The organism is Methylorubrum aminovorans, assembly GCF_022179725.1.
Classification (GTDB): domain Bacteria; phylum Pseudomonadota; class Alphaproteobacteria; order Rhizobiales; family Beijerinckiaceae; genus Methylobacterium; species Methylobacterium aminovorans.
The window spans coordinates 47,228-73,183 of the sequence record NZ_BPRC01000014.1; the positions used below are offsets into that span (position 1 = coordinate 47,228).

Annotated in this window: 28 protein-coding genes; 11 read left to right on the forward strand and 17 right to left on the reverse strand. The window is 69.4% G+C overall.

Translation table 11 applies throughout. The annotated features are described in order from the left end of the window. The first annotated feature begins 319 nt into the window (after positions 1–319). From MFF24_RS18145 to MFF24_RS18160, 4 genes are all read left to right on the forward strand, one after another. A complete protein-coding gene (locus tag MFF24_RS18145; protein ID WP_108939075.1) occupies positions 320–1,003 on the forward strand; it encodes a GntR family transcriptional regulator in 684 nt (227 codons plus the stop codon). Between the two features lie 512 nt (positions 1,004–1,515). Then, positions 1,516–2,610: a glycosyltransferase gene (locus MFF24_RS18150; protein WP_133090183.1), complete on the forward strand. Its 1,095-nt coding sequence runs from the start codon at positions 1,516–1,518 to the stop codon at positions 2,608–2,610. Between the two features lie 5 nt (positions 2,611–2,615). Beyond that, positions 2,616–3,704 carry a glycosyltransferase family 2 protein gene (locus MFF24_RS18155; protein ID WP_238226163.1) on the forward strand — a complete coding sequence of 363 codons (1,089 nt, stop codon included), beginning with the start codon at positions 2,616–2,618 and terminating at the stop codon, positions 3,702–3,704. 80 nt (positions 3,705–3,784) lie between these two features. After that, a complete protein-coding gene (locus MFF24_RS18160) occupies positions 3,785–4,834 on the forward strand; it encodes a glycosyltransferase (protein WP_238226165.1) in 1,050 nt (349 codons plus the stop codon). A gap of 127 nt (positions 4,835–4,961) precedes the next feature. Here the strand turns inward: MFF24_RS18160 and MFF24_RS18165 are convergent, their stop codons facing one another. The 6 genes from MFF24_RS18165 to MFF24_RS18190 form a co-directional block, all read right to left on the reverse strand. Further along, entirely contained in the window at positions 4,962–5,270 is a 309-nt protein-coding gene (locus tag MFF24_RS18165) for a hypothetical protein (protein ID WP_133090180.1), read from the reverse strand. A 59-nt stretch (positions 5,271–5,329) separates the two neighbouring features. Then, positions 5,330–5,557: a hypothetical protein gene (locus MFF24_RS18170; protein WP_238226167.1), complete on the reverse strand. Its 228-nt coding sequence runs from the start codon at positions 5,555–5,557 to the stop codon at positions 5,330–5,332. After that, positions 5,558–5,740 (reverse strand): hypothetical protein, encoded by a 183-nt coding sequence (locus MFF24_RS18175; RefSeq protein ID WP_108939081.1) that lies wholly within the window; start codon positions 5,738–5,740, stop codon positions 5,558–5,560. It lies immediately after the preceding gene. Positions 5,741–6,368: 628 nt separating this feature from the next. Then, positions 6,369–7,220, reverse strand: a complete 852-nt coding sequence (locus MFF24_RS18180; RefSeq protein ID WP_238226169.1) for a glycosyltransferase family 2 protein — start codon at positions 7,218–7,220, stop codon at positions 6,369–6,371. A 75-nt stretch (positions 7,221–7,295) separates the two neighbouring features. Beyond that, on the reverse strand, positions 7,296–8,033 hold the full coding sequence (locus tag MFF24_RS18185; protein WP_238226171.1) for a PIG-L deacetylase family protein: 738 nt from the start codon (positions 8,031–8,033) through the stop codon (positions 7,296–7,298). Between the two features lie 122 nt (positions 8,034–8,155). Then, a complete protein-coding gene (locus MFF24_RS18190) occupies positions 8,156–8,914 on the reverse strand; it encodes a helix-turn-helix domain-containing protein (protein WP_108939085.1) in 759 nt (252 codons plus the stop codon). A 173-nt stretch (positions 8,915–9,087) separates the two neighbouring features. Between MFF24_RS18190 and MFF24_RS18195 the strand changes: the two genes are divergently transcribed. Next, positions 9,088–10,284 carry an MFS transporter gene (locus MFF24_RS18195; RefSeq protein ID WP_238226172.1) on the forward strand — a complete coding sequence of 399 codons (1,197 nt, stop codon included), beginning with the start codon at positions 9,088–9,090 and terminating at the stop codon, positions 10,282–10,284. A 49-nt stretch (positions 10,285–10,333) separates the two neighbouring features. On the opposite strand, the gene queC is transcribed toward MFF24_RS18195, so the two are convergent. The 4 genes from queC to MFF24_RS18215 all read right to left on the reverse strand — a co-directional run bounded on the left by queC (position 10,334) and on the right by MFF24_RS18215 (position 12,754). After that, a complete protein-coding gene (gene queC / locus MFF24_RS18200) occupies positions 10,334–11,065 on the reverse strand; it encodes a 7-cyano-7-deazaguanine synthase QueC (RefSeq protein ID WP_238226247.1) in 732 nt (243 codons plus the stop codon). 8 nt (positions 11,066–11,073) lie between these two features. Continuing rightward, complete coding sequence (queD, locus tag MFF24_RS18205) at positions 11,074–11,430, reverse strand: 6-carboxytetrahydropterin synthase QueD (protein ID WP_238226174.1); 357 nt, start codon at positions 11,428–11,430, stop codon at positions 11,074–11,076. Between the two features lie 251 nt (positions 11,431–11,681). Continuing rightward, entirely contained in the window at positions 11,682–12,389 is a 708-nt protein-coding gene (locus MFF24_RS18210) for a YoaK family protein (RefSeq protein WP_238226176.1), read from the reverse strand. A 146-nt stretch (positions 12,390–12,535) separates the two neighbouring features. Further along, complete coding sequence (locus MFF24_RS18215; RefSeq protein WP_108939090.1) at positions 12,536–12,754, reverse strand: hypothetical protein; 219 nt, start codon at positions 12,752–12,754, stop codon at positions 12,536–12,538. Between the two features lie 99 nt (positions 12,755–12,853). Here MFF24_RS18215 and MFF24_RS18220 point away from each other — a divergent pair, with 99 nt between their 5' ends. Continuing rightward, positions 12,854–13,723, forward strand: coding sequence for a LysR family transcriptional regulator (locus MFF24_RS18220; RefSeq protein ID WP_238226249.1), 870 nt, complete (start codon positions 12,854–12,856; stop codon positions 13,721–13,723). Between the two features lie 175 nt (positions 13,724–13,898). Here MFF24_RS18220 and MFF24_RS18225 read toward each other — a convergent pair whose 3' ends face one another. Together MFF24_RS18225 and queE are read right to left on the reverse strand one after the other, a co-directional pair. Continuing rightward, on the reverse strand, positions 13,899–14,327 hold the full coding sequence (locus MFF24_RS18225; RefSeq protein WP_238226178.1) for an ABC transporter ATP-binding protein: 429 nt from the start codon (positions 14,325–14,327) through the stop codon (positions 13,899–13,901). 144 nt (positions 14,328–14,471) lie between these two features. Continuing rightward, complete coding sequence (queE, locus tag MFF24_RS18230; RefSeq protein WP_166058693.1) at positions 14,472–15,110, reverse strand: 7-carboxy-7-deazaguanine synthase; 639 nt, start codon at positions 15,108–15,110, stop codon at positions 14,472–14,474. A 271-nt stretch (positions 15,111–15,381) separates the two neighbouring features. Here queE and MFF24_RS18235 point away from each other — a divergent pair, with 271 nt between their 5' ends. The 3 genes from MFF24_RS18235 to MFF24_RS18245 all read left to right on the forward strand — a co-directional run bounded on the left by MFF24_RS18235 (position 15,382) and on the right by MFF24_RS18245 (position 18,535). Further along, complete coding sequence (locus MFF24_RS18235) at positions 15,382–16,869, forward strand: D-alanyl-D-alanine carboxypeptidase family protein (protein WP_238226180.1); 1,488 nt, start codon at positions 15,382–15,384, stop codon at positions 16,867–16,869. A 61-nt stretch (positions 16,870–16,930) separates the two neighbouring features. Further along, positions 16,931–18,037: a CobW family GTP-binding protein gene (locus MFF24_RS18240; protein ID WP_238226183.1), complete on the forward strand. Its 1,107-nt coding sequence runs from the start codon at positions 16,931–16,933 to the stop codon at positions 18,035–18,037. A gap of 210 nt (positions 18,038–18,247) precedes the next feature. Next, a complete protein-coding gene (locus MFF24_RS18245; RefSeq protein WP_238226185.1) occupies positions 18,248–18,535 on the forward strand; it encodes a GIY-YIG nuclease family protein in 288 nt (95 codons plus the stop codon). A 77-nt stretch (positions 18,536–18,612) separates the two neighbouring features. On the opposite strand, the gene MFF24_RS18250 is transcribed toward MFF24_RS18245, so the two are convergent. From MFF24_RS18250 to MFF24_RS18270, 5 genes are all read right to left on the reverse strand, one after another. Beyond that, on the reverse strand, positions 18,613–18,936 hold the full coding sequence (locus MFF24_RS18250) for an HPr family phosphocarrier protein (RefSeq protein ID WP_108939095.1): 324 nt from the start codon (positions 18,934–18,936) through the stop codon (positions 18,613–18,615). Positions 18,937–19,083: 147 nt separating this feature from the next. Beyond that, a complete protein-coding gene (locus tag MFF24_RS18255) occupies positions 19,084–19,485 on the reverse strand; it encodes a PTS sugar transporter subunit IIA (RefSeq protein WP_003606016.1) in 402 nt (133 codons plus the stop codon). Positions 19,486–19,610: 125 nt separating this feature from the next. Next, positions 19,611–20,126: an HPr kinase/phosphorylase gene (locus MFF24_RS18260; protein ID WP_284209963.1), complete on the reverse strand. Its 516-nt coding sequence runs from the start codon at positions 20,124–20,126 to the stop codon at positions 19,611–19,613. Beyond that, positions 20,123–21,973, reverse strand: a complete 1,851-nt coding sequence (locus MFF24_RS18265; RefSeq protein WP_238226190.1) for a sensor histidine kinase — start codon at positions 21,971–21,973, stop codon at positions 20,123–20,125. The genes MFF24_RS18260 and MFF24_RS18265 overlap by 4 nt, the downstream gene beginning before the upstream one ends. A gap of 28 nt (positions 21,974–22,001) precedes the next feature. After that, positions 22,002–22,718, reverse strand: coding sequence for a response regulator transcription factor (locus tag MFF24_RS18270; protein ID WP_108939099.1), 717 nt, complete (start codon positions 22,716–22,718; stop codon positions 22,002–22,004). A 305-nt stretch (positions 22,719–23,023) separates the two neighbouring features. Here MFF24_RS18270 and MFF24_RS18275 point away from each other — a divergent pair, with 305 nt between their 5' ends. Next, positions 23,024–23,821 (forward strand): HugZ family pyridoxamine 5'-phosphate oxidase, encoded by a 798-nt coding sequence (locus MFF24_RS18275; protein WP_238226192.1) that lies wholly within the window; start codon positions 23,024–23,026, stop codon positions 23,819–23,821. A 159-nt stretch (positions 23,822–23,980) separates the two neighbouring features. After that, on the forward strand, positions 23,981–25,786 hold the full coding sequence (lepA, locus tag MFF24_RS18280) for a translation elongation factor 4 (protein ID WP_108939101.1): 1,806 nt from the start codon (positions 23,981–23,983) through the stop codon (positions 25,784–25,786). The last annotated feature ends 170 nt before the right edge of the window (positions 25,787–25,956 follow it).

A 25,956-nucleotide genomic window follows, 5' to 3' on the forward strand; every position in this document is an offset into this window, starting at 1 on the left:
GGAGCGCATTGTCGAGAAGCCGGGCCGGTCTCGAACACCGTGCACACCAGACACTTCCTCTGGAAGGCTGCTCTGCACACAGCGAATGCCGAAGCTCTCGACTTCAAGGTTTCTTTCTGGCATACCAGATGCCAGACGTCAATGTTTGCGAGTCTCCGGATCTCGATCCGCGCAGGCTCTTGAGCAGAATTTCGAGGCATAAGCCGGACGCATAGGTGCGGTCGGCTTGTCTTCCCCGAGGCGAGGCGCCATGCTCGAACGGCTCGATGCCCCATCTCCGGACCCGCATCCCCATCGGCATCAAGGTCGATCCGAAACGATGGAAAATCTTTCGATCAAGCCGATCGTTCCGGCGACGAGCCTGAGAACGCTCGCCTACGAGGCGCTGAAATCCGCCATCACCAACATGGACATCTACGGCCAGTCCGGAGATGTGCGGCTGGACGAGCGCGGCCTTTCGCAGACGCTCGGCGTGAGTCGCACGCCGATCCGCGAGGCGCTGACGGTGCTGGAACAGGAAGGGTTCGTGCGCAACGAGCCCCGGCGCGGCGTGTTCGTCGTCAAGAAGACGAAGCGCGAGATCGTTGGCATGATCCAGGCCTGGGCGGCGCTGGAGAGCATGGCGGCCCGGCTCGCCTGCACCGCGGCCTCGGACGAGGATCTGGCCTGCCTGCGCCGTTCCTTCCCCGAGTTCTTCGACGGCAAGCCCTACGAGCATCTCGGCGAATACTCGGAAGCCAATATCCGCTTCCACCAGAAGATCATCTCGCTCGGCCACAGCGAGGTGATCAAGGATCTGACCAGCAACCTGCTGATGCACGTGCGCGGCATCCGCAACACGGCGCTCCGCCAGGGCGACCGCGCCTCGAAGTCGATCGAGGAGCATGTGCAGATCATCGAGGCGCTGGAGGCCCGCGACGCCGAGCGTGCCGAACGCCTCGTGCGCGACCACGGCCTGGGCCTCGCCGACCATGTCCAGCGCTACGGCAACCATCTCGACTGAGGTCTCCCCTCGCTCTGTCCGGCCGAGTGGGCGTGGCGAGGCCACAGCATCGTGCTGAGAGGTGGCCTCCGGCCTTCGGAAAAAGACGATGCGGAAACAAGAGGATAGAGCATCGCGCTGGATCTGATATCCAGTACGATGCTCTAACTGTTTTCGCGACGCCTGTCGCTGCCTCGACCATCCGCCAGAGCGCCGCAAGGCGCGCCGTCGACCGCAAGCCGACCCTGGGAGCGCCCCGCAAGAGGTGGCTGCGGCCGGGCCCGATCATGCGGATTCAGATCTCCAAAGCCGCCGAAGCCGGTCGACCGATTCGGACGGCTGCGCTTTTTTTCGCAGACAGCTGACGCCGGAACGCCGTCGATCGCCTGCGTCACTTTTATTCCTTCTCCTCTTCGTTTCCTGAAGGGTTCGTTCATCGGGCGTTCCTAGAGCACGGGCGATGGTGCGGGCGAAAGCCTAGCCATTGGACTGGTTCCTCAAGTCCTCCACGCCGCCGACTTCGGACAACGCCCTTGAAGATCGCCGTCATCGCCCATCTCAAGTTCCCGATCGGACAGCCCTATCTGGGCGGCCTCGAGATGCACACGCATCACTTGGCCGGCGCGCTGCGAGCGCGGGGCCACCGGGTGACCCTATTCGCCTCCGAAGGTTCGGATCCGGCCCTAGTGCCCAACCCCGTCTGTCCGCCGACCGGAGACGCCCTGGGCGATCCGGTGGCCTGCGAGCGGATCGAGCGGGCCGAACTCGCGGCCTACGAGCGCATCATGGAAGCAATCGCCCGCGGCGGCTTCGACATCGTGCACAACAACAGCCTGCATGATTTGCCCCTGCGCGCGAGCCACACGCTCCCCGTGCCGATGACGACGGCGCTCCACACGCCACCCTTCGAATCGCTGGCCGAGGGCGTCCGCGCGGCCAAGCCCGGCATGATCTTCGCCGCCGTCTCGCCATCGCTGGCGCAGGAATGGCAACCGCTTGTGCCGGATGCCCGCGTTATCGGCAACGGCATCGACCTCTCGACCTTCGCCTTCAGCCCATTCGCCGACCCGGCTGCCTATGTGTTCTGGAGCGGGCGGATCGTCCCGGAGAAGGGCACGCATCTGGCCATCGACGCGGCGCGCGAGGCCGGGATCCGTCTGCGCTTCGCAGGCCCGAAGCCGAACCCGCGCTACTGGGACGAGTGGATCGCTCCGCGGCTCGGGGACGACGTCACTTACGTCGGTCATCTCTCCCATCGCGAGTTGGCGCGCCAGCTCGGCGGCGCGCGGGCGGCCATCGTCTCGCCGCGCTGGGAGGAGCCTTTCGGTCTCGTCGTCGCCGAGGCGCTGGCCTGCGGCACGCCGGTCGCCGCCTTCGGCCGCGGCGCGATTCCCGATATCGTCGATCGCCTCTCCGGGGCGCTTGCCCCGGCCGACGACGTGGCGGCGCTCGCCCGCGCGATCCAGCGCGCCGTCACCCTCGAACGCCGCGCCTGCCGCCGCCGGGCCGAGACGCTCTACGACGCCGACGTGATGACTGACGGCTACGAGGAGCTCTACCGCGAGGTGCTGGCCGGAGCACCGGCCAACAGCACCCGCACCGCCCTGTTCGAACGCCCGGCGGCCTGAACGCCATGTCCGTGCGCCCCGGCCCGGCCGTCGTCTGCATCCCGGCCCGCAACGAGGCCGAGCGCCTGCCGCGCCTGCTGCGGGCGCTCGCCGCGCAGGACGGGTTCTCGGCGGATGCGCCCTTGAGGGTCGTGATCGTCGTGAACAACTGCACCGACGGCACGGTCGAGGCGGTGCGCGCCCTCGAAGGTTCGGGCGCGCTCTCCACCCTCGCGCTGCGCCTGATCGAGGCGACCTTTCCGGCCGCTGAAGCCCATGTCGGCACCGCCCGCCGCCGTGCCCTCGATGTGGGCGCCGCGTGGCTGGAGAGCGAGGACGCGCCCGATGGCGTGCTCCTCACCACCGATGCCGATGCGCGGCTCGCCCAAGGCTGGGTCGCGGCGAATCTGCGTGCCCTGGAAGGGGCGGAGATCGTCGGCGGCCGGCTGGTGATCGACGACGAGGGCAACGCGGATCCTGCGCTCGCCGCCTTCCACGCACGGGTCGAGCGCTACTGGTCGGGCGTGCGCGCCCTCGAAGATGCACTCGACCCACCGCCCCACGACCCCGCGCCGCGCCACGGCGACCATACGGGGGGAAGCCTCGCGCTGCGCGCCTCGCTCTACCGCGCGGTGGGCGGCTTGCCGCCCCTGCCGCGCGGCGAGGACAATGCCCTGGTCGGTGCCGTGCAGCGGGCGGGCGGGCGCCTGCGTCACTGCCCCGATGTGGCGGTGCTCGTTTCCGCCCGCACAGCCGGCCGGGCGGAGGGCGGCATGGCGACCGAGATGCTGCGCCGTGCCCGCGTCGTGCGCGAGGGCGAGGCCTATCGTCTGCCGGTAGCGGCCCATTGGGAACAGATCATCCTGCGCCGGGCCGCCCTGCGCCGTGCCTATCGCGAGGGTGCCGCGCCCTCCGCCCTGTACGCGCTCGGCCTCAATGCGGAAGATCTCGCCGCCATCGATCTGCCGGCCTGCCCCAACGACATCGCCTTCGTGGAGCGCGCCCATGTCCGCCTCGAGGCGCGGGACGGTCCGGCGCCGGAATGCAGCCTCGACGACGCGCTGGCGGCGCTCGATGCTCGCGTCGCGGCCCTGCGGCGCGACCGGGCGGCTTGAGTTCGGCACGATGCTGGCCATGAGGTGAGAGTGTCGTTGAGACGGCCTCCGCCTCGCACCGCACTTTTCTCGGAACGCGCATGACTCGTCCGGTCGGCTACTACGTCCACCACCAGGGGGCCGGGCACCTCCAGCGGGCGATTGCGCTCGCGCGGGCGCTCGATGCGCTGGGGCGGCCCTGCACCCTGATGGGCAGCTTCAGTGGACTCGACACCGCGGGCGCCCCCGGCCCCGTACTCGATCTGCCCGACGACCGCCTGGACCGCAGCTTCGACGGGCAGGACGGCGCGGACCAACGCCCCGAATGCTTCCACTACGTCCCGCTGAACCATCCCGGCATCCGCGCGCGGATGGGCCGGATCGCGGCCTGGGCGGCGGAGAACGATCCGGCGCTGATCATCGTCGACGTCTCGGCGGAGGTGGCCTTGCTCGCCCGGCTACTGTCGGTGCCGAGCCTCGTCGTGCGCCTGTCCGGCACCCGCACCGACCGGCCGCATCTGGAAGCCTTCCGGGCCGCCTCGCGCCTGCTCGCTCCGTTCCCCGAGGCGCTCGACGGCGGGCAGGTGCCGGATTGGGTGCGCGAGAAGACGCTCTACGGCGGCTTTCTCGGCGGCGCGCCCGCACGGCTCGCATCCGAGGAGGACGGACGCATCATCGTGGTGTTCGGCCGCGGCGGCGAGGGCGGGCGGCTGGAGGCGCTGATCGAGGCCGCTGAGGCGGTGCCGGAGCGCGCGTGGCACGTGCTCGGGCCGGTCACCGGCACGGGGACGGTACCGGGAAACCTGAACCTGCACGGTTGGGTCACGGATGTCCGCCCGCATCTCGCGCCTGCCTCTCTCGTGATCGGAGGGGCGGGCGACGGGCTCGTCACCGCGGTGGCGTCCCTCGGCAAGCGCTTCCTGTGCCTGCCCGAGCCGCGCGCCTACGACGAGCAGGAGGCCAAGGCGCAGGCTCTGGAGCGGCTCGGCGCGGCGGCGGTCCATCGCGGCTGGCCGGAACCGACGGCGTGGCCGCACCTCGTGACACGGGGTCTCGGCCTTGATCCGGAGATCATCCGGCGCCTCGCCGAGCCCGATGCGCTGACGCGGACGGCCGGCGCGATCGAGGCGCTGTGCCGGGACGCGGACTGACCGACGTTGACGCCGGCCCCCTCGCCCAGCACCGGCCCGTGCGGGCCGATGCTCTATCCCATTGTTTTGCATCATCTTCTTCCGAAAGCCGGAGGCCACCTTTCGGGATGATGCTCTAACGTGCCGGTCAGCGCTTCGGGGTAGAGCTCGGATCGCTGATGCGGCGCAGGTTTTCCGGCGGGGTCGCGGCCTCGATGGCCTCGACCGACTCGATGCTTCCACCGGCAATCGCGTCGCGCCGGTCGAAGCCGGAGGCGATGCGCGCCGCCTGCGCCTCCCCGCCCGGATCGTCCTGCAGGGCCCGTTGAAGTTCGGCGGGGCGGGCGACGTCGAGGGGGCTGTCCTGCCCAAAATCCTGCCCGTTGCGGTCGGCATATGCGCTGAAGTTGCGCAGGGAATCTCGATTGGAATCGGGCTTGCCGCGGCTCTCGTCCATGGCTGTTCTCCTGATGCGAGGCGGGTTGGTCCGCTCGATGTCGGTTCGACGCGCCGCCTTTAATGGGAGCGGTCGGTGCGGTCGGGGGCACGGCCCTGGTTGCTGTGAGTGTGGTGCGCGTCGCGCTCGCCGCCGCCTCCGGACACGCCGGACTTGGATTGGTTGGTCGAGCTGCCCGGCGTCGGACCGTGATCGGGCTCGACATAGGGCTCCGACCGGTCCTGGTGGCTGCTGCCCGGCCCACCGTGATGGCGGTTGGTGTTGGGATGCTTCGAGGATGTGCTCATTCAGCGATCCTGCTGGTAACCCTGATGGGTGGTGTTGACCTTCGAATTGCCGGCCTGACCGATCTTGTCCGGGTCCTTCGTCTGCGACGAGGCCTGTCCCTGAACGGTGGCGGTCTCGGGTGCGCTGCCCGGCCCCTTGTCGGACCGGTTGGCGGGCGGAACGGGCGGGGGCTTGGTGCTCATCGAAATTCCGGGGTTCGCGTGTCGGCGAGGATGTCGGAAGAACCGGCGATCCCCCAAAGAGTTCGGATCGATTTTTGAAACTTTTTAGCCAAGCCTTCGATCAAGACCTTGGATCCTTCGCCAATATGCAAGATCTTTCTGCGGCATAGGCGATGCGCCAAGCGCCGGCACGAGGCGAAGATGCTATCCAATGTGACTGCGTGTGCTTTCCAGGTGCATCGTCTTCGAGAGACCTTCAGCTCCAGAACTGCGAGACGGCACAGGCTGTAGCCAGCCGCATCCGGATCGTCGTCTCCGGCATGAACCGCGAGCCGATCCGATCGGTTTTGCCGCGAAGTCCGGCGGCACGGCCGTCGGTGCGAGGAGGGAGCCGAGGATGGCCATGGCACGAGACGGCGAAGACCGGGCCGAGGGGTTTGCCGGGCAGAGCGTGGCCGGCACTTCCGGACATCCGAGCCTGAGCAGCCCGGACCACGCCGAGGCCGGCGACGGCAGCCCGAGCCACCGCAGCTTGACAGGCGGGACATCGCCGCGGCCCGCCAGGAGTGAAACGACCGGGAAGGACGAAGCGGGCGGGACGGAACCGGCCGATCCGCCCTCCGGCAGCCGGTGAGGCTCCGGCTTCCGCTCAGAACGGCCGATCCGGTGGCACGCGGGCGGCGGCGATTTCCTCCGGGCTTGGGCCGCGCAGGAGGGTGATGTCGGGCTCGCGGCTCGTGCCGATCAGGCCGAGCCGGGCGAAGGCGTCGAGCCAGCCGTCCATCGGCCAGAGCCCGTGCCGGGCGCGGAAGCGGCGGGCGTTGCGGACGATGTCGGCAAAGTGCTGCAGCGGCGGGTCGCAGGAGAGATGGTGCTGATGGAAGGCCGGCGGCGCGCCCGCCAGAAGCACCGGCACGCCGATCTCCGCGGCGCGGAAGGCGAGATCGGTGTCCTCCGCGCCGTAGCCGTCATAGCCCTCGTCAAAGCCGCCGAGCCGATCGTAGGTCGTCGCTCGCACCGCGAAGGCGAGCGACCAGAAAAGGCCGGGATTGCGGGTCTCCCTCACGCCGCTGTCCGGGAAATCCCGCGCCGGGTGGAGGATGCCGGCCCGTAGGAGGTCAGCCTCCTGCCAGCCGTCGCGGACCGCGCCCGCGGGCAGGTAGCGGATCGGCCCGCAGACGAGTCCGTCATGGGCGGCTGCCGCCGCGGCGAGCGCCGGAACGAGGCCTGCGGAGGGAATGCAATCGACATCGAGAAAGACGAGGATGTCGCCGGACGCCGCCGCCCGGCCGGCGTTGCGCGCAGCGGCGAGCGGCAGGCCGGCGCTCGGAAAGCCGACCCGCCGCAGCGGAAACGGCGTCTCCGGCAGCGGCTCGGGCGCGAGGCCCATCTCGACTACGATGCATTCCGCCGGGGCGGAGCCGCGGGCGAGCCCCTCGATCAGGCGCGCGAGATGGGCATCGCGCCCCTTGTTGAGCGTGACGACGCTGGTGGTGCTCACGGGGTTTCCAGTCCGGCCAAGCTGTCAGGTCGCACCCGTCCTGCCAGCCTCAACCTGAAACGCGGATGAAGGGGATCAGCGCAGGGTAATGTACCATTCGTGCGGGCCGCAGAGCCTGTCGATCATCGCAGGCTGCAACTGGAAGCCGGAGGGATCGTCCTCGATCAGGCCGAAGACTTGAGAGGCATGCGCCTCCACCGCCCGGCGCTTGGCCGCGCGCTCCGCCTCCACGGCGAGGCGAAAGCCCTCCGGCGCCGGCCCGACCTCGCGCTCCGGCGGCAGGGTCCAGCCCCAGACCGGGTAGGCGTAGGCCGCGAGTCCGGGGAGCCGGGCGCGGGCGAGATCGACGATGGCGGCGGACGCCGTGTGGTCGCAATGGGGATCGTGGCGCCACGTCACGAACAGGGCGCTGGCGCCTGCCGCGCGGGCGATCTCGGCGACCTTGTCCGCTGCCGCCTCGGCCTCCGCGCCCTCGCTCGGCACGCCGCCATCGGGTAGGCGCAGGAAGTGGACATGCTCCGCGCCGAGCCCGAGTTCGGCCATGGCCCGCACGGTTTCTGCCTCGCGCAAGCTCCGCAGGCGGTCGTGCGGATAGGCCTTGGAGTTCGGGTGAGAGCCGCAGCCGTCGCTGACGATGACGACGCGCACGGCGCGGCCCTGCTTCAGTACCTGCACGATCAGCCCACCGCAGCCGAGGCTCTCGTCGTCCGGATGGGGCGCGACCACGACGAGGCCGCCCCCGTTCGGCACGAGAGTCGCGAGATCGGCAACGGGCAGGGCCTTTACGGCCTCGAGGAAAGCGTCGGCGCGCATGGCTCCTCCTGGGTTCGAAACGTGGAACGGGCTCGAAAGCTCAACGCATCGGCGATCGCTATCGACCCGACCGTGCCGGAGCAACCGGCAATCGGCAGGCAGGGCATGGGCACGGCGGCCTGTCACGGCTCCGGAAGCAGGGCCTCCGTCCGGCCCCGCAGGGCCTGGATGCTGCGGTAGCCGACCGAGGCCGCCACCTGCCGCGGGGCCACGCCGTCGGCAGCGAGCGCCAGGGCCCGCACGACCCGGGCCCTCGCCCGCCACTGCCCGAAGGTGAGGCCCGTCTCGCGGCGGAACCCGCGCGTCAGGGTGCGGCGGCTGAGGCCGGCGCGGTCGGCCCAGGCGTCGAGGTCGAAGGCTGTCGCGGGCGCATCGATGAGGCCGAGGCAGATCCGGCGCAGCCGCGCGTCGTTGGGCAGCGGCAGGGTGAGCTTGGTCTCCGGCGCCCGGCGGATCTCGTCGAGGACGAGCGCGGCGAGGTGGCCACCGCGTCCGGCCTCGTCGTAGAGCACGGGCTCGCGCGTCAGGGCGGCGAGCGCGGCGGCGAGCAGGGGCGAGACCTCGATGACGCGGGCGCGGTCTGGAAAGCCGGCAATCGCCTCGACCGCGAGATAGGCCGAGCACATCGCGACCGCGCCGTGCATCACCACCGCGTGCGGCAGGCGCGGCGGGATCCAGAGGGCATGCCCCTCCGGCACGACCCAGGTCCCGTCCTCGGCGCTCGCCATCATCAGGCCAGCGGTGGCGTAGAGGAGCTGCGCCCGCGGATGGAAATGCCGCTCCGTGTGGCTGCTCGCGGCGAAGGTCTTGGGCATCACCGCGACCGCGCGCGGAACGTCCTGATAATCCTCGGCTCGGATCGAACGCGTGATCGAAGGCATGCCGACGCCCCGTTTGGCCCGATTGCGTACACCTTCGGCCCGACAGCATGCAACGGGTCATGTAGGAGAGGCAGGCTTGTACCAAGCTGCACGCGACCCCGCGGATACCCGCCGCGCGGGCCCGTCGGCGATGAGGCGTCATCGTCGATGGGGATGCCGGAGATGCCCGCCCGATGGATGCCGAGACCCTGTCCCGCCGCACCCTGCGCTTCGTCAACGTGGCGCACGGCCTCGACCATTTCGTGCTGCTGATCTACCCGACCGCCGTCCTTGCCATCGCCACGCAGACGGGCCTGAGCTACGGCGAGCTGATCGGGCTGGCGACCGGCGCCTTCGTCGCCTTCGGGCTCTGCTCGCTGCCGATGGGCTGGCTCGCCGATCGGTTCGGCCGGCGCAACCTCCTGGCGGTCTTCTTCTTCGGCTATGGCCTGTCCTGCCTCGGCGTGGCGAGCGCGGCGAGCCCGACCGGCTTCGCGGTCTGGCTCTGCGTGCTGGGGCTCGCCTCGGCGATCTACCATCCGGTCGGCTCGACCATGCTGGTCACCCATGCCCGCCGCCTCGGGCGCGACCTCGGCGTGAACGGGGTGTGGGGGAATGCCGGCGCGGCTACCGCCTCGGGTGTCACGGCCCTGCTCGCGGCCGGCCTCGGCTGGCAGGCGGCCTTCATCGTGCCGGGCCTGTTCTGCCTCGCCGTCGGTGCCGCCTTCCTGGCTATGGTGCCCGGCGACGGCGAGGCCGGGGGTGGCAAGGCCGGGGGCGCCCCGCTCATTCCGGTGGCGCGGCCGCGTCCCCTCCTCGTCGTGTTCGCCTTCGCCATCATCGCGGGCGGGATGACCTTCAACATCACCACCATCGCCCTGCCGAAGGTCGTGGACGAGGGCGTCGGCGCAGCGCTTCCGCTCGCCTTGATCGGATCGGTGGCGACCCTCGTCTTCGCCTTCGGCGCCCTGACTCAGCTCGCAATGGGGCGGCTGATCGATCGCTACAGCCTGCCGACCCTGTTCCTGGCCCTCTCCGTCCTGCAGCCGCTCGGCCTGGGATTGGCGGCCGCGAGCACCGGCCTGCCGCTGCTCGCCGGCCTCGTGCTGACGATGGCGGCGCTCTACGGGCAGGTCGTCATCAACGATGCCATGGTGGCCCGCTACGTGCCCGCCGCCTACCGGGCCCGGGCCTACAGCGTGCGCTACTTCCTCGGCTTCACCGTCAGCGGATTCGTGGTGCCGATGATCGCCGTGCTGCACGATCGCGGCGGGTTCGGGCTGGTGCTCGGGATCGCGGCGGGTTTCGGCGCCGTCATCGTCGCGGCGGCGCTCGGCTTCTTCGTGCTCACCCGCGGACCGGCCCCGCGCCCGCTCGTTCCCGCGGAGTAATGGAGCGGCCTGCCCGGCGGACGGCGGCGCCTTCGCCGGCTGGCCAGGCTCATCCCGCGCGGGCCGCGAGATACCGCGAAAACCCCTTGGCGCGCAGGTCGCAGGCCGGACAGGTGCCGCAGCCATAGCCCCAATCGTGGCGCTGCCCGCGCTCGCCGAGATAGCAGGTGTGGCTCTCCTCGACGATGAGATCCACCAGCGCCTGCCCTCCGAGGCTTTGGGCAAGCGCCCAGGTCTGCGCCTTGTCAATCCACATCAGGGGCGTGTGCAGCACGAAGCGGCGCTCCATCCCGAGATTGAGCGCGACCTGCATCGCCTTGATCGTGTCGTCGCGGCAATCGGGATAGCCCGAATAATCGGTCTCGCACATGCCGCCGACGATGTGGCGCAGGCCCCGACGGTAGGCGAGCGCGGCGGCGAAGGTGAGGAAGACGAGGTTGCGGCCCGGCACGAAGGTGTTGGGCAAACCGTCCCGCGCCAGAGCGATCTCGCTGTCGCGGGTGAGCGCCGTGTCGGAGATGTCGCCCAAAGCCGCGAGCGAGAGCGTGTGATCCGGCCCGAGCCGGCGGCCCCAGGCCGGATCGAGGCCGGCCAAACCCTGGCGCAAGCCCTCGCGCCGGTCGAGTTCGACCCGGTGGCGCTGGCCGTAATCGAAGCCGAGGGTCTCCACCTGCGGGAAACGATCGAGGGCCCAGGCGAGACAGGTCGCCGAATCCTGGCCGCCGGAGAACAGCACCAGGGCGCCCTCCCCCTGCACCGCCGGCGAAGGCTCGGCAGTCACCGGCACCGTCACTCGCCCTCGTACTCGGCCCAGGAATACGGCGTCTCGAAGATCCGCACGCTGGCAAGCCCCGGAATCGACGGCTTGGCGCGGTGCCAGATCCAGGCCGCGATATGCTCGGCGGTCGGGTTCTCCAGCCCCTCGATCTCGTTGAGGCAATGGTGGTCGAGCCGCTCCAGGAGCGGGGCGAAGGCGCTCTCGATGTCGTAGAAATCGACCACCCAGCCCGTCGTCGGATCGACCTCGCCCGCCACCGTCAGCTCCACGCGGTAGGAATGCCCGTGCATGCGGTGGCAGCGGTGGGTCTCGGGCACGTTCGGCAGGCGGTGGGCCGCCTCGAAGGTGAAGGCCTGGGTGATCTTCATCGCGCGATCTTCACGGGGTCTGGAACGGTCCCGCCGCGACAGGCTGCGGGTTGGCGGCCGCCCGCGGGCGCACCGAGATCGTGGATATGTCACCGCCACCGACGAAATGCACCCTCTATCCGGTCCCTCGCGTTGCGATAGAACATCGCCGCAAAGGCGGCCGCCGGCTTTCGGGAGAAGACACTGCAAGCGGAAGAGGATGGAGGATCGGGCGGGATCCGATATCGGCCCCGATGCGCGAGCGCTGTCACTCACGCCGCGGCATTGGCCTCGGCCGGCGCCATCGCGACGAAGGCGATCAAACCGATCAGAACCAGGATCGGCAACGTGATGCAGCCGAAGGCGAGGTGGGCGATCCCGAAGGCTCCGCACAGGGCGCCCGCGGCGAAGGTCAGAATAGCCGGCAGCACCCGCAGCAACCGCGCGCGCGCCGGAGCGGCGCTCCCGGACGGTTTGAGAACGAGATCCGTCGCATCGATGACGGCTTGACTCACGCTCACGGTCATCACCGTCGTCGGAGCCAGATGGCCGAGCGAGAGACGGCCGATCGCGTTCTGCACGCCCATGGCCGCGACGGCGAGCATGCCCACGATCAGGGCCGAGGCACCGTCCGGCGCGTCGAGTGGCAACGCCAAGGTTCCGCACAGGCCGAACCCCGCGAGCAGGGCGGCCTCCGCGGCGAGCAGCCAGGGCAGCGGATCGGCACCGCGCCGCTCCAGGAGCAGTGCGAGGAGGCGGGTCGCCGCCACAGCCACCATGAAGACGGGCAGAGCCAGGACCTTCGCCAGCACGCCGCTCGAACTCGCGACCAGTTCGGCGCCGATCAGGACGAAGTTTCCGGTGACATGGGCCGTGAACAGGCCTGTCAGCGCGATGAAGGCCGCGGCATCGACGAAGCCGGCCACGAAGGCGAGGGCCGCTCCGGCGGACGTGCCGCCACCCGAGGTCTGCCACTTCACGAGAGCTTCCTACATTGATCGGCGTTGAACGCGTTTCGACGCACGAGAGCTGTGCCCGACCCGATTGCGTCAGGCCGGCCGCTCACGATCCTTGTGTTGTCGCGCGCTCTCTCGACGAACCAGCTCCCACTTCGTCGGAGGGCGCCCTAATCCCGGGGCGAATCGACGATCACGGTGACCGGCGCCCGAGGATTGGCAAAGTAATCCGGCCATCGATCGCAAAGGACCATGATCACCGTCACCAGCAGGACGGTCGCCAGAAGGAAGGCGAGCGCTTCCGTGACCTGATGCGCCCATCTGCCGAAGGCCGGGATCGCGACGAATCCGCCGATGAAGATCATGGTTATGGCAAGGGGAGCGGTCATCGGAGGAAACCTGGCGCTGATGGTGGACTGCCGGTTCGATCTGGACCTTAAGCCTGCCGGGCTCCAGAGCCATAAGGATATCGGCTATCACGAACCATGATAAGCAACCTGAACGTCGATCAGATCCGCTCGTTCCTGGCCGTGGTTGAGAGCGGGGGCTTCACGGCCGCTGCGCAGATGCTCGGGGTGCGGCAATCCACGGTCAGCGGGCATATCGCGCGGCTGGAGCAGGCGCTGGACCGTTCGCTCCTCATGCGCGACACCCATCGGGTTGCCCCGACCCCGGATGGCCAAGCCATGATCGGCTTCGCGCGCGAGGTCGTGGAGGCGCACGATCGGCTTCGCGCCTTCTTCTCGCCGGGCGGCCTGCGCGGCCGCATCCGCCTCGGCGTCTCCGAAGACTACACGCTCTCGGCCCTGGCTCAGGTTCTGGCGCGATTTGCCGAGCGCCACCCGTCGGTGGACCTGCAGCTGACAGTCGGGCTCAGCCGGGCCCTCTACCAGGGCTACGATGCGGGCGAACTGGATGTGATCTTCTGCAAGCGCCGACGCGGCGATCCGCGCGGCGAACTGGCTTGGGCGGACGAGCTGATCTGGGCAGGCCGACCGGGCCTGGTTCCCGATCCGGCGCTGGCCTTGCCCCTTGTCCTCTATCCGCCGCCTTCGATCACGCGCACCCTGGCCCTCGATGCCCTCGAAGCCGCGGGCCGTTCCTGGCGGATCGCCTGCACCAGCGGCAGCCTGATGGGGCTGCGCGCGGCCGTCGAAGCGGGGCTGGGCATCGCGCCGCACTCGGCCAGGGTGATGCCGGCGGGACTGGCGCCGATCCCGGAGACGGCCGGCCTGCCGCCGATCGGCGAGGTAGAGTTCGTGGTGCTCGGCTCAGGCCGCCAGCATGCCGTCGCGACGGCGCTGCAGGAGACGCTCCTCGCGAGCACGGCGGAGCTTCAGGCCGCCCCGGAGGGGTGAGCCTCCCCCTGTCGAGCAACGCGGCCGCACGTCGCCTGCCGAGCACGGGGCGCCCGAGTCATCGGAGGGCTCGGGGCGCGGATCGATGACGAGGACGATGCCGGGAAGCGGGCCTTCCACGCATCGAAGAAGAGCCGAAAGCAAGCGTCGCGTCGCCGCCTGCTCGGGATTGCCCCTACCGCTCACGGATCGGCCGCAGCGGACCGTTGAAGGGACCCGGCTTCATGCCGTGTTCGCGGGCGCGTGCACCGATCAGCGCCTGGCCGCCCAGCAGAGAGGCAATCGGCGCGGACTGCATCTCGACGCTGTTGAGGGCGCGCCCGATCTGCCGCCCCTCCCACCAAAGCTCGGCGAAGAGAACGGCGAGGAGTCCGAGCAGCCCCCAGGTCGTGAGATCCCAGCCGAGGATATAGACGCCGTAGGGCGGCGACAGGGCGGTCCCGAGATACGACAGGCCGATCGCCGCCGCGAAGCCGAGGACGAGGATCAGGGGCAGGCGGATCATCAGGCGCCGGTAGTGGCGCAGGGCGAGGTTGAGGTCCTCGACGGAGGAGTGATCGAGCCCGAGCACCGGGGAATTTGGCAGCGTGGAATCAGGCGTCATCGGGCGTCCTTCGGCCGTAGGGGCGCCGGCCGGGGCCGGCCGCGCTGGCGCGCGAACGTGGTCGAGGCGGACGCGAGATGCAATCGCCGGCCGCATCGATTCGGCCGGCCTACCATCATCGGCTGCGGGAGCCGGGCGGCGCCGTCACGGAATCCCGATGATCTTGTGCGTCTGAAGCGAGAGCCGCCAGCGGGCATTCGCCCGACAATAGGCCACCGCCGCCGCGGTGTGGACGGCGGCCTCCGGCCCGTCCATGGGCTGCAGGAAATGGTGCCGGAAGGGCAGGTCCGAAAAACGCTCCGGCGCGGCCTCGGCCTCCGCCTGCGGGAAGACCAGCTTCAACTCGTCGCCCGAGGTCTGGACCAGCGGGTTGCCGGCCTTGGGGCTCACGCAGATCCAGTCGATGCCGGCCGGGGCGGGAAGCGTCCCGTTGGTCTCCACCGCGACCTCGAAGCCGCGGGCATGGGCAGCGGCAATCAACGCCTCGTCGAGCTGCAGCAACGGCTCGCCGCCTGTGAAGACGACGTAGCGGTTGGCATCGCCCCCGGCCCAGGTCGCGGCGATGGCGTCCGCCAAGGCTTCGGCCGAGGCGAAGCGCCCGCCGCCCTCCCCGTCCATGCCGACGAAATCGGTGTCGCAGAAGCGGCAGGCGGCGCCCGCCCGGTCCTCCTCGCGGCCGGACCAGAGATTGCAGCCGGAAAACCGGCAGAACACCGCCGCGCGCCCAGCCTGGGCGCCCTCGCCCTGAAGTGTGTGGAACAGTTCCTTGACCGCGTAGGACATCGTCGCGCTTTTCTGCCAGGGCTTGCCCTTACCCTCGCCAGGCCCAGAAGACCAAGCCGCGCACGATTTCGCGGAACGCAACCCCGGTCAGCAGCTTAACCGTGGGCAAAACCCCTTGGTCTGCCATGCTCTCGCCACGGAGGGCACGTTGATGAACGGGTCTCCTCGATCCGACGTGTTCCGGACGCATCCCTCGCGAACGTCCGGGGCCGGCAACGAAAATCCTGATCCGCGGCGTCCCGCGCCCTCACACCCTTTCGAGATTGGCCCGATGGTGAACCGTGTTTGGGGACGGCTGATCGGCACCCTCACCGCCCTCGGCCTGATGGCCGGAGCGGCCTCGGCGGTGACGGCGCCGATCCTCGTCGTCGATGCCGATTCCGGCAAGGTGCTCTACAGCCAGGGCGCGACCGACCCATGGTATCCGGCCTCGATCACGAAGCTGATGACCGCCTACGTCGCCCTCGACATGGTGCGCCAGGGCAAAGTCTCCCTCGACACGCTGCTCACGATCTCACCGGCCGCCGCCGCCGAGCCGCCCTCGAAGATGGGCTTCAAGCCGGGCACGCAGATCACCCTCGACAACGCCCTCAAGATCATCATGGTCAAGTCGGCCAACGACGTGTCTTGGGCGATCGGCGAGGGTCTCGGCGGTTCCGTCGAGGGCTTCGCCGACATGATGAACGAGACCGCGCACCGGATCGGCATGCGCGAGAGCCGCTGGTACAATCCCAACGGCCTGCCTGAGCCGCGGCAATGGACCAGCGCCCGCGACATGGCGATCCTCGCCCGCGCGCTGATGCGCGACTTCCCCAACCAGCAGGCCCTGTTCTCGATCTCGGCGATCCAGTTCGGCCGGTCGGTGATGGCCAACCATAACGGCCTGCTCGGGCGTTATCCCGGCGCCGACGGCATGAAGACCGGCTTCATCTGCTCGGGCGGCTTCAACGTGGTGGCGACCGCGACCCGCGGCGGCCGGCGCATCATCGCCGTGGTGATGGGCCAGCCGAGCGCCCGCGAGCGCGACATCAAGGCGGCCGACCTGTTCGATTACGGCTTTGCCCAGTCGGCGGGCTGGACCGCGCCGACGCTCGAATCGCTGCCGGCCTCCAGCGTCGCCACCCCGCCGGACATGCGCCCCTACATCTGCGACAAGCGCAAGCCGATGCCGGTGGACGAGGGCCCCGGCGCCCTGACCGCCAGCGGCCCCGGCGCCGACAGTGCGGCGACCCGACTCCTCGGCTCGGCCACGCCCGACGCCGCCAACCTCGCCTTCGCCGCGCTCGGCAACGCCAATGTCCGCGGGCGCACCCTGCCGCCGCGGGCGCCGCTGCAGCCGATCCCGGTCTGGATCGGCAGCAGCCCCACCGAGGGCGCGATGGCACTCGCTCGTCAGGAGCAGGAGGCGCAGGCCGCCAAACAGGCCGCGCTGGAAGCGGCCCAACGCAAGCGCGCCGAGGCCAAGGCGGCCAAGGACGCGGCCAGAGAAGCGGCCAAGCAGGCGGCCTCCGAGAAGGCCGCCAAGGCCCGCGCCGCCGCGGTAACGGCGCCGAAGCCAGCCGCGAAGACTGCGGCCAAGGAAAAGAGCGTGCCGGCCGCGACCAGCGCCTACACGGCTGTCGAGGCCGCGCCGAAGGCGGCCGCGAAGCCGGCCCACAAGCCCGCTGCGTCCGCCGCGAAGAAGCCGGAAGCGAAGAAACCCGAGGCAAAGCCTGCCGCCAAGAAGGCGGACAAGAAAGCCAAGAACGACGAGTCGTAAAGGGTTTCCGCGGGCGTCCGGCGCGATCATATCGGGGCCGAGACACAGACTGCGACCCCACATGCCTCACATCGAACAACCCGGCCGCCCTGAGCCGATCCCGCTCACCGTGCTCACGGGCTTCCTCGGCGCGGGCAAGACCACCCTTCTGAACCGCTTGCTCGGCGATCCGGCGCTCGCGGACACCGTGGTGATCGTCAACGAGTTCGGCGAGGTCGGGCTCGACCACTTGCTGATCGAGACGGTGGACGAGGGGATGATCCTGCTCGGCGCGGGATGCCTGTGCTGCACCGTGCGCGGCGACCTGATCTCGACCCTCGAAGACCTGCTGCGCCGCCGCGACAACGGCCGCATCAACCCGTTCCGCCGGGTCGTGATCGAGACCACAGGGCTGGCCGACCCGGCGCCGATCCTCCACGCGCTGATCTATCACCCCTATCTCGCAATCCGCTTTCAGCTGCAGGGGGTGGTGAGCGTCGTCGATGCGGTCAACGGCGCCGGCACCCTCGACGCGCATCCCGAGGCCCTGCGGCAGGCGGCGGTGGCCGACCATCTCGTGGTGACCAAGGCCGACTTGCCCGGCGCCGAGGCGGAGGCACTCACCCGGCGGCTCGCCGCCCTCAACCCCGGCGCGCGGATCCACGCTCCAGACGTGCCGGCCGAACGCTTGCTCGGCGGCCTGTTCGGCCTCGACGGAAAACAGGACGACGTGCGCGCCTGGCTCGGCGCGGAAGATCCGGCGCACGCCCATCACCATGGGCATGACCACGGCCACCATCATCACGATGTGAACCGGCACGACGCGGCGATCCGCGCCTTTCATCTCACCAGCGACGCGCCGGTGCCGCGTCCGGCCTTCGAGATGTTCCTGGATCTCCTGCGCTCGGCGCACGGACCCAAGCTCCTGCGCCTCAAGGGTCTCGTGGCGCTCGCCGACGATCCCGAGCGACCGGTCGTGGTGCACGGCGTGCAGCACGTTGTCCACGCACCGGTGACGCTGCCCGCCTGGCCCGATGCGGACCACCGCTCGCGGCTGGTGCTGATCGTGCGCGACCTCGACCCGGCCTTCGTCCGCCGGATCTGGGACGCCTTCTTGGGCAAGCCGGCCGTAGATACGCCGGACCGCGCGGCGCTGACGGAGAATCCGTTGGCGATTCCGGGGGGTTAGGAGGCGTTCGCGCAGGCGAGAAGGCTGTCACGAAGTGGCAGCCTCTTCCGGCTCTCGCTGCGCCGTGGATTGCTTCGGCTCCGCCTCGCAATGACGGCGAAGTCGATTCACATCGTCATTGCGAGCGAAGCGAAGCAATCCAGGGCGCGACATCCACAGATTGTATCGCTACAATCAAAACGGGAACGGACTGGCCCCGAGGCGCGATCGATGCGGCACCCTGTCGTCTACATCATGGCGAGTGCTCGCAACGGGACGCTCTATACCGGCGTCACTTCGAACCTTCCGCGCCGTGCCTACGAACATCGAGCCAAGCTGATGGAAGGCTTCACAGCCCGCTACGGCTGCAAGCTTTTGGTCTGGTACGAGCCGCACGAAACGATGATCGAGGCCATTTCCCGCGAGAAGCAGATCAAGGCCGGTTCACGAAGCAGGAAGCTGGCCCTGATCGAGCGACTCAATCCCGATTGGCGCGACCTTTATCCCGATCTCGCCTGATATCCTGCGCGCGTCGGGCCATTGTTGCGCCCCGGGTCGTTTGCAACGGACCTGGCGATGCCGGGTGAGATGAAAGACTACTCGTCCTCGCCGAACCTGCCGGCGAGCAGCGCCTCGATCGCGTCGAGGGCAGGCGTGGCGTCGTCGCCCACGGCGACCACGGCGATCGTGGTGCCCTTGGCCGCACCCAGCGTCAGCAGGCCCATGATCGAGCGCCCGCCGACGGTCTCGCCGCCGCGGGTCACGGTCACGCAAGCGGAAAAGCGCTCCACCGTCTGCACGAACTTGGCCGAGGCGCGGGCGTGCAAGCCGCGGCGGTTGATGATCGGCAGGATCCGGACGAGACCGCCCTCGGGCACCTCCGGCTGCGGCTCGACCTCGCCGTCCACGCTCTCGCTCATCGACTCCGGCACTCCCTCCCCCGCCGCTTCCGTGCGGATCGCGACGCGTCGGGGTGCGCCGTTCCGGATGCGGGACGACGTGGTTAAGCCGGGAGCTGGGCGAAGGAAAGGCCGCGTGGTGGAGAGATCGGGCGACTTACCCGCAAACTATTTGCCCGCAAGAACCCGCGACGCGACGTTGATGTATTTGCGGCCCGCCTCCTGGGCGTGGAGCACGGCGTCGCCGAGGCTCTCGGCCTCGCGCACGCTGGCGAGCTTGATCAGCATCGGCAGGTTGATTCCGGCGACCACCTCGACCTGGCCGCCGTTCATACACGACAGGGCGAGGTTCGACGGCGTGCCGCCGAACATGTCGGTGAGAACCACGACGCCCTGACCGGAGTTGACCCGGCCGACGGCGGACATGATGTCGCCGCGGCGCAGCTCCATATCGTCCTCTGGGCCGATCGTGATCGTCTCGACCTGCTTCTGAGGGCCGACGACATGCTCCAGGGCGGCCTTGAACTCGGTCGCCAACAGCCCGTGGGTGACGAGCACCATTCCAATCATCGAAGCGTGTTCCAACGCCCTGTGAGCGGAGACGCCATCTTGTGCAGCGCAAAGTGAAGCGCAAGCGGGTCGCGTCGTTTTGCGCGACACAACAGCCTCACCATGACATGGCCGCGGCTGCCGCGCTACACATCGCGGTCGCCGCCGGGCACGAGAGCGGCGGGGTGCGTCCGCATTGCCACGCCGGCTCCAAGCGCCTCGCGAATCAGGTATTCGCGGGGATGACGCGGTTCAAGGGTGAGGCGCGGCACTGCGACGCCGAGGAGCCGGGCGGTGTCGGCGGCCTCCGGTAGGCGCTCGACCGCCGCGACGAGATCAACCACGAGCCGCACCACCGCGGCCGGCGCATGGGCCGCGAGGCGGCGCGGGCCGAGGCCGCGGATCTCGATCAGACCGGCGAGCGCCGGGTGGGGCTGGGCGACGAGGCGGCCGTGATGGGCCTCTAGCCGGACGCGGTCGTCGCCGACGAGGCGCGCGTGGCGGCCTTCGAGGAAGAAGCGGTCGAGAAGCGCGAGGCAGAGCGCGGACTTGCCGGCCCCCGACGGCCCTCGGATCAGCACGCCGGCCTCGTCGAGGAGCACGCAACTCGCATGCACCGTCTCTCGTGGCCGCTCTTCCCCTGCGGCACCCTCCCCGCTCATGCGGCGAGGTCGTCCTCGCCGTAGCGGTCGGCCCGGGGGGCCACGGGCAGGCGCACGATGAAGCGGGCGCCACGCACGGTCGGATGCCCCTCCTCGTCGGCCGGGCCGGGGCGGTTCTCGGCCCGGATCGAGCCGTGATGCGCCTGGATGATCTGCCGCGAGATCGACAGTCCGAGCCCCGAATTCTGGCCGAAGCCCTGTTCAGGCCGGTCTGTGTAGAAGCGCTCGAAGATCCGCTCCAGGGCGTGCTCGGGAATGCCCGGCCCCTCGTCCTCGACCACGAACTCGACCTCGTTCTTGAGGCGGCGCAGGGCGACGCGCACCTTGGCGCCGGGCGGCGAGAACGAGCGGGCGTTGTCGAGCAGGTTGTTGACGACCTGCCCCAGTCGGCTGTCGTGCCCGATGATGCGGAACGGGTCCTCGATCTCGGCACCGGGGCGCTCGATGTCGAACTGGATCAGCGCCGCATTCCCGCGCCGCCGCTCGTTGGCGACCGAGGTCACCGTGGTGAGGAGTTTGCCGAGATCGACCCGGCGCGCCTCGGCGCGGGCGAGCTCCGCATCCAGGCGCGAGGCGTCGGAGATGTCCGAGATCAGCCGGTCCAGGCGCTTCACGTCGTGCTGGATGATTTGCATCAGCCGGCTGCGCGACTCGTCGGTCTTGGCCAGCGGCAGGGTCTCGACGGCGCTGCGCAGGGAGGTGAGCGGATTCTTCAGCTCGTGGCTGACATCGGCGGCAAAACTCTCGATGGCGTCGAGGCGCCGGTAGAGCGCCTGGGTCATGTCGCGCAGCGCGCCCGAGAGATGGCCGATCTCGTCGGTGCGATTGGTGAAGTCGGGGATCTCCTGGCGCGACTTGATACCCCGCCGCACCCGCTCGGCGGCGTCCGCCAGGCGGCGCACCGGCCCGGCGATGGCACCGGCGAGCAGGATCGACAGAACCAGCATCACGGCCGCCGCGACGAGGAACACCTGGAGCAGGCCGAAGCGCTCGGAGGCGATCACCCGGTCGATGTCGCCCCCTTGCGTCGAGACCATCAGCACGCCGCGCACCGAGCCCGCCCGCTGGATTGGCACCGCCACCGAGACGATGGTCTCGCCGCGCTCATTGCGCCGGGAGATCGTGCCGCGCGAGCCCTTCAGCGCCGCCTGGACCTCGCGGAAGGCGCGCCCGTCCTGCGGACCCGCCTCCTCCTGGGCCGAGCGCTCGCTGACGACGAGGCCGAGGACGCGGTTGCCGATGAAATCCCAGATCCGCTCCAGCACGTTGGGCTTGGGCGGTTTCACCGCGGTGTCGCTGCGGGCAATGTCGCCGCGGGCGTAGAGCGAGCGGGTGTCGAACAGCAGGCTGCCCTCGCGGTCGTAGACGCGGGCGCGGTTGCCGGTCGGCGTCACGAGGCGGCGCAGCAGGGGGGCGACCTTCTCGGGATTGAGCGAGAAGGCGAGCGAAGCGGGGTCGTCCTCGAAGTCGCGGCCCTCGCCGGCCTGCTGCTGCAGCAGCTTGTCGGGATCGACCCGGATCGCATCCGTATCGACCGAGGCCTGGGCGGCGATGGCGCCGGCGATGATGTCGCCCTGGATCAGCAGGCTCTGCACGCGGGCCTGGATCAGCCCCTGGCGGAACTGGTTCAGGTAGAGGAAGCCGAACAGCAGGACGATCAGCCCGACGAGGTTGAGCACCACGATGCGGCGCGTCAGGCTCGACGAGGCGCGCTGGCCGACCGCGTTCCAGAGGTCGCGCGGCCAGGTCAGCGGCGGGCGGGTGAGGGAGCCGAGCACCCGCGCGAGGACGCCGCGGCGGGCGTGGGCCTCATCGGAATCGGGCTGGCGGGACAGGGGGGCGAGCATCGACGGACGGGACCGCGGGAAAATCGCCTCAACCCTCCTTGAACCGGTAGCCGACGCCGTAGAGCGTCTCGATCATGTCGAAGCTCTGATCGGTCACCTTGAACTTCTTGCGCAGCCGCTTGATGTGGCTGTCGATGGTGCGGTCGTCGACATAGACCTGATCGTCGTAGGCCGCGTCCATCAGGGCGTTGCGGCTTTTCACGACGCCGGGGCGCTGGGCCAGCGCCTGGAGGATCAGGAATTCGGTGACGGTGAGCGTCACCGGCTCGCCCTTCCAGGTGCAGGTGTGGCGCTCGGGGTCCATCATCAGTTGCCCGCGCTCGAGCGAGCGGGCGGCGGCATCCGCCTCGCTGCGGGCGGCCCCGCCGGGGGCAGCGTCCTTCGGAGCGAAGCGGCGCAGCACCGCCTTGACCCGCTCCACCAGCAGGCGCTGCGAGAACGGCTTATGGATGAAGTCGTCCGCGCCCATCTTGAGCCCGAACAGCTCGTCGATCTCCTCGTCCTTCGAGGTGAGAAAGATCACGGGAAGGTCCGATTTCTGCCGCAGGCGTCTGAGAAGCTCCATTCCGTCCATGCGCGGCATCTTGATGTCGAAGATGGCGAGATCGGGCGGGGAGTGACGCAAACCGTCCAGCGCCGAGGCGCCGTCGGTGTAGGTCTGGATGCGGTAACCCTCGGTCTCCAGCGCGATCGAGACGGAGGTCAGGATGTTGCGGTCGTCGTCGACGAGGGCGATCGTGGGCATGCAGTTTCCCTGACTTGACGGCGCGCGCGCCGCCCCTGGCGCGTCGTTTTGCGGGCCCGCAACGGACGGGCAGCCCCCCGCAAATCGGGGACCACCGACCGTGCGGAGGGTCTCGTCCTTTACGACCATCGTTCGAAAAAAGCGAGCGGCAGTCTAAGCTTGGCCGTATCGGACGGCTCGGCTGAGGGTCCCCGAGACGAAAAATAGGGCGGACAACGCGCCGCGCCCGACCGTGCCGTCGGCTCTTCTGCGCGCGCCCCGCACCGCGCTATGCTCGTTACCGAAAATTCGGGAGAACAGTTTCCATGGCCAACGACGCGACGCCGCCGGCACAGGAACGGCGCGGACCGGCCGAACCCCTGCCCGCATCCGAGGCCCCCTTCGACGCGATCGGGCTCGCCCGGCACCTCTTGCGCAGCGTGCGCTCGGGAGCGCTCGCTACGATCGATGCGGCCGACGGCACGCCCTTCGCCTCCCTCGTCACCATCGCCACCGACAGCGACGGCACGCCCCTGATGCTGCTCTCGCGGCTCTCGGCGCATACGCGCAACCTGGACAAGGACCCGCGCGCCTCGCTGCTGTTCTCGGTCGGCGGCAAGGGCGATCCGCTGGCCCATCCGCGCCTGACCGTGACCGGCCGCGCCGCGCGCACGGACGAGCCGCGGATCCGCGAGCGCTTCCTGGCGCGCCACCCCAAGGCCAAGCTCTACGCCGACTTTCCCGATTTCGGCTTCTTCACCCTCGCCCCAACGGCCGGTCACCTCAACGGCGGATTTGCCAAGGCGGCGACCCTGACGCCGCAGGAACTGCTCCTCGACATGGAAGGCGCCGAGGCGGTGGTGGCGGGCGAGCGCGGCGCCGTCGAGCACATGAACGCGGACCATGCCGACGCGCTCGCCCTCTACGCCGCGGGCGCGGGCGAGGCCGGGACCGGCTGGCGGCTGACCGGGCTCGACCCGGAGGGCCTCGACCTGATGGCCGGCGAGCGCACGGCGCGGGTGCCCTACCCCGAGCCTGTGCGCGACATGGGGAGCTTGCGAAAAGTCCTCGTGGCGATGGCCGCCGCGGCGCGGGCCGCGGACACGCCTCAATCCGAGGCCTGAAGAGGCCGATGCGCCGATCTTCGCGAGGGCCGCACACCCCGCGGCCTCGCCCCGCCTTGGCGTGCGTGCCCGCCGCTGCTATGCCCGCCCCGGCCAATCCCGACAGACCTGCCGTGCGCCGCGCCAGCCCGCAACGGGTTCGCCGTGCCGGAGACCCTGATGACCACGCGCACCATCGACAACATCCGCAACTTCTCCATCGTCGCGCATATCGACCACGGCAAGTCGACGCTCGCCGACCGGCTGATCCAGCAGACCGGCACCGTGGCGCTACGCGACATGAGCGAGCAGATGCTCGACTCGATGGATATCGAGCGCGAGCGCGGCATCACCATCAAGGCCAACACCGTCCGCCTGGAATACAAGGCGGAGGACGGCCAGGACTACGTCCTCAACCTCATGGACACGCCCGGCCACGTCGATTTCGCCTACGAGGTGTCGCGTTCGCTCGCCGCCTGCGAGGGCTCGCTGCTGGTGGTCGATGCCTCTCAGGGCGTCGAGGCGCAGACGCTCGCCAACGTCTATCAGGCGCTCGACGCCAACCACGAGATCGTGCCGGTCCTCAACAAGGTCGATCTGCCGGCCGCCGAGCCCGACCGGGTCAAGGAGCAGATCGAGGAGGTGATCGGCCTCGACGCCTCCGAGGCCGTGCCGATCTCGGCCAAGACCGGCCTCAACATCGAGGCGGTGCTGGAGGCCATCGTCAAGCGCCTGCCCCCGCCGAAAGGCGACCGCGAGGCGCCTCTGAAGGCGCTGCTGGTCGATTCCTGGTACGACGTCTATCTCGGCGTCGTCGTGCTGGTGCGCATCGTCGACGGCGTGCTGAAAAAAGGCATGACCATTCGCATGATGGGGGCCGATGCCGCCTACGGCGTCGACCGCATCGGCGTGTTCCGCCCGAAGATGGCCGATATCGGCGAACTCGGACCGGGTGAGGTCGGCTTCTTCACCGGCTCGATCAAGGAGGTGGCCGACACCCGCGTCGGCGACACCATCACCGAGGACAAGCGCCAGACCACGCAGATGCTGCCGGGCTTCAAGGAGGTCCAGGCGGTGGTGTTCTGCGGCCTGTTCCCGGTGGACGCCGCCGACTTCGAGAATCTGCGCGGCGCCATGGGCAAGCTGCGCCTGAACGATGCCAGCTTCTCCTACGAGATGGAGACGAGCGCCGCGCTGGGCTTCGGCTTCCGCTGCGGCTTCCTCGGGCTGCTCCACCTCGAAATCATCCAGGAGCGTCTGGAGCGCGAGTTCAACCTCGACCTGATCTCGACCGCGCCGTCGGTCGTCTACCGCCTGATGATGCGCGACGGCGAGCTCAAGGAACTGCACAACCCGGCCGACATGCCCGATCCGATGAAGATCGAGACGGTCGAGGAGCCGTGGATCCGCGCCACCATCCTCACGCCCGACGAGTATCTCGGCGGCGTGCTGAAGCTGTGCCAGGACCGGCGCGGCATCCAGATCGACCTCAACTACGTCGGCAAGCGCGCCATGGTCGTCTACGACCTGCCGCTCAACGAGGTGGTGTTCGATTTCTACGACCGCCTGAAGTCGATCTCGAAGGGCTATGCCTCCTTCGACTACCACGTCTCCGACTATCGCGAGGGTGACCTCGTGAAGATGTCGATCCTCGTCAACGCCGAGCCGGTCGATGCCCTCTCCATGCTCGTCCACCGCACCCGCGCCGAGAGCCGCGGCCGGGCGATGTGCGAGAAGCTGAAGGACCTGATCCCGCGCCACCTGTTCCAGATCCCGGTCCAGGCGGCGATCGGCGGCAAGATCATCGCCCGCGAGACCATCCGGGCGCTGTCGAAGGACGTGACCGCCAAGTGCTACGGCGGCGACATCTCACGCAAGCGCAAGCTTCTGGACAAGCAGAAGGAAGGCAAGAAGCGCATGCGCCAGTTCGGCCGCGTGGAGATCCCGCAGGAGGCGTTCATCGCCGCCCTGAAGATGGACGATTGAGGCGAGGCTGGCGCCCAGGTTTTACTCGCCGGGCCGCCACCTCGAAAGGACGACACGAACGACGCGCGAGAAAAATCCCGCCTCCGGTTTCAAATCGGCGCCGTTATTTCATTTGTAAGAAACACGTCCCGTCATACCCCCGTCAAGCCGCCACGGTAACGGCGTAATTC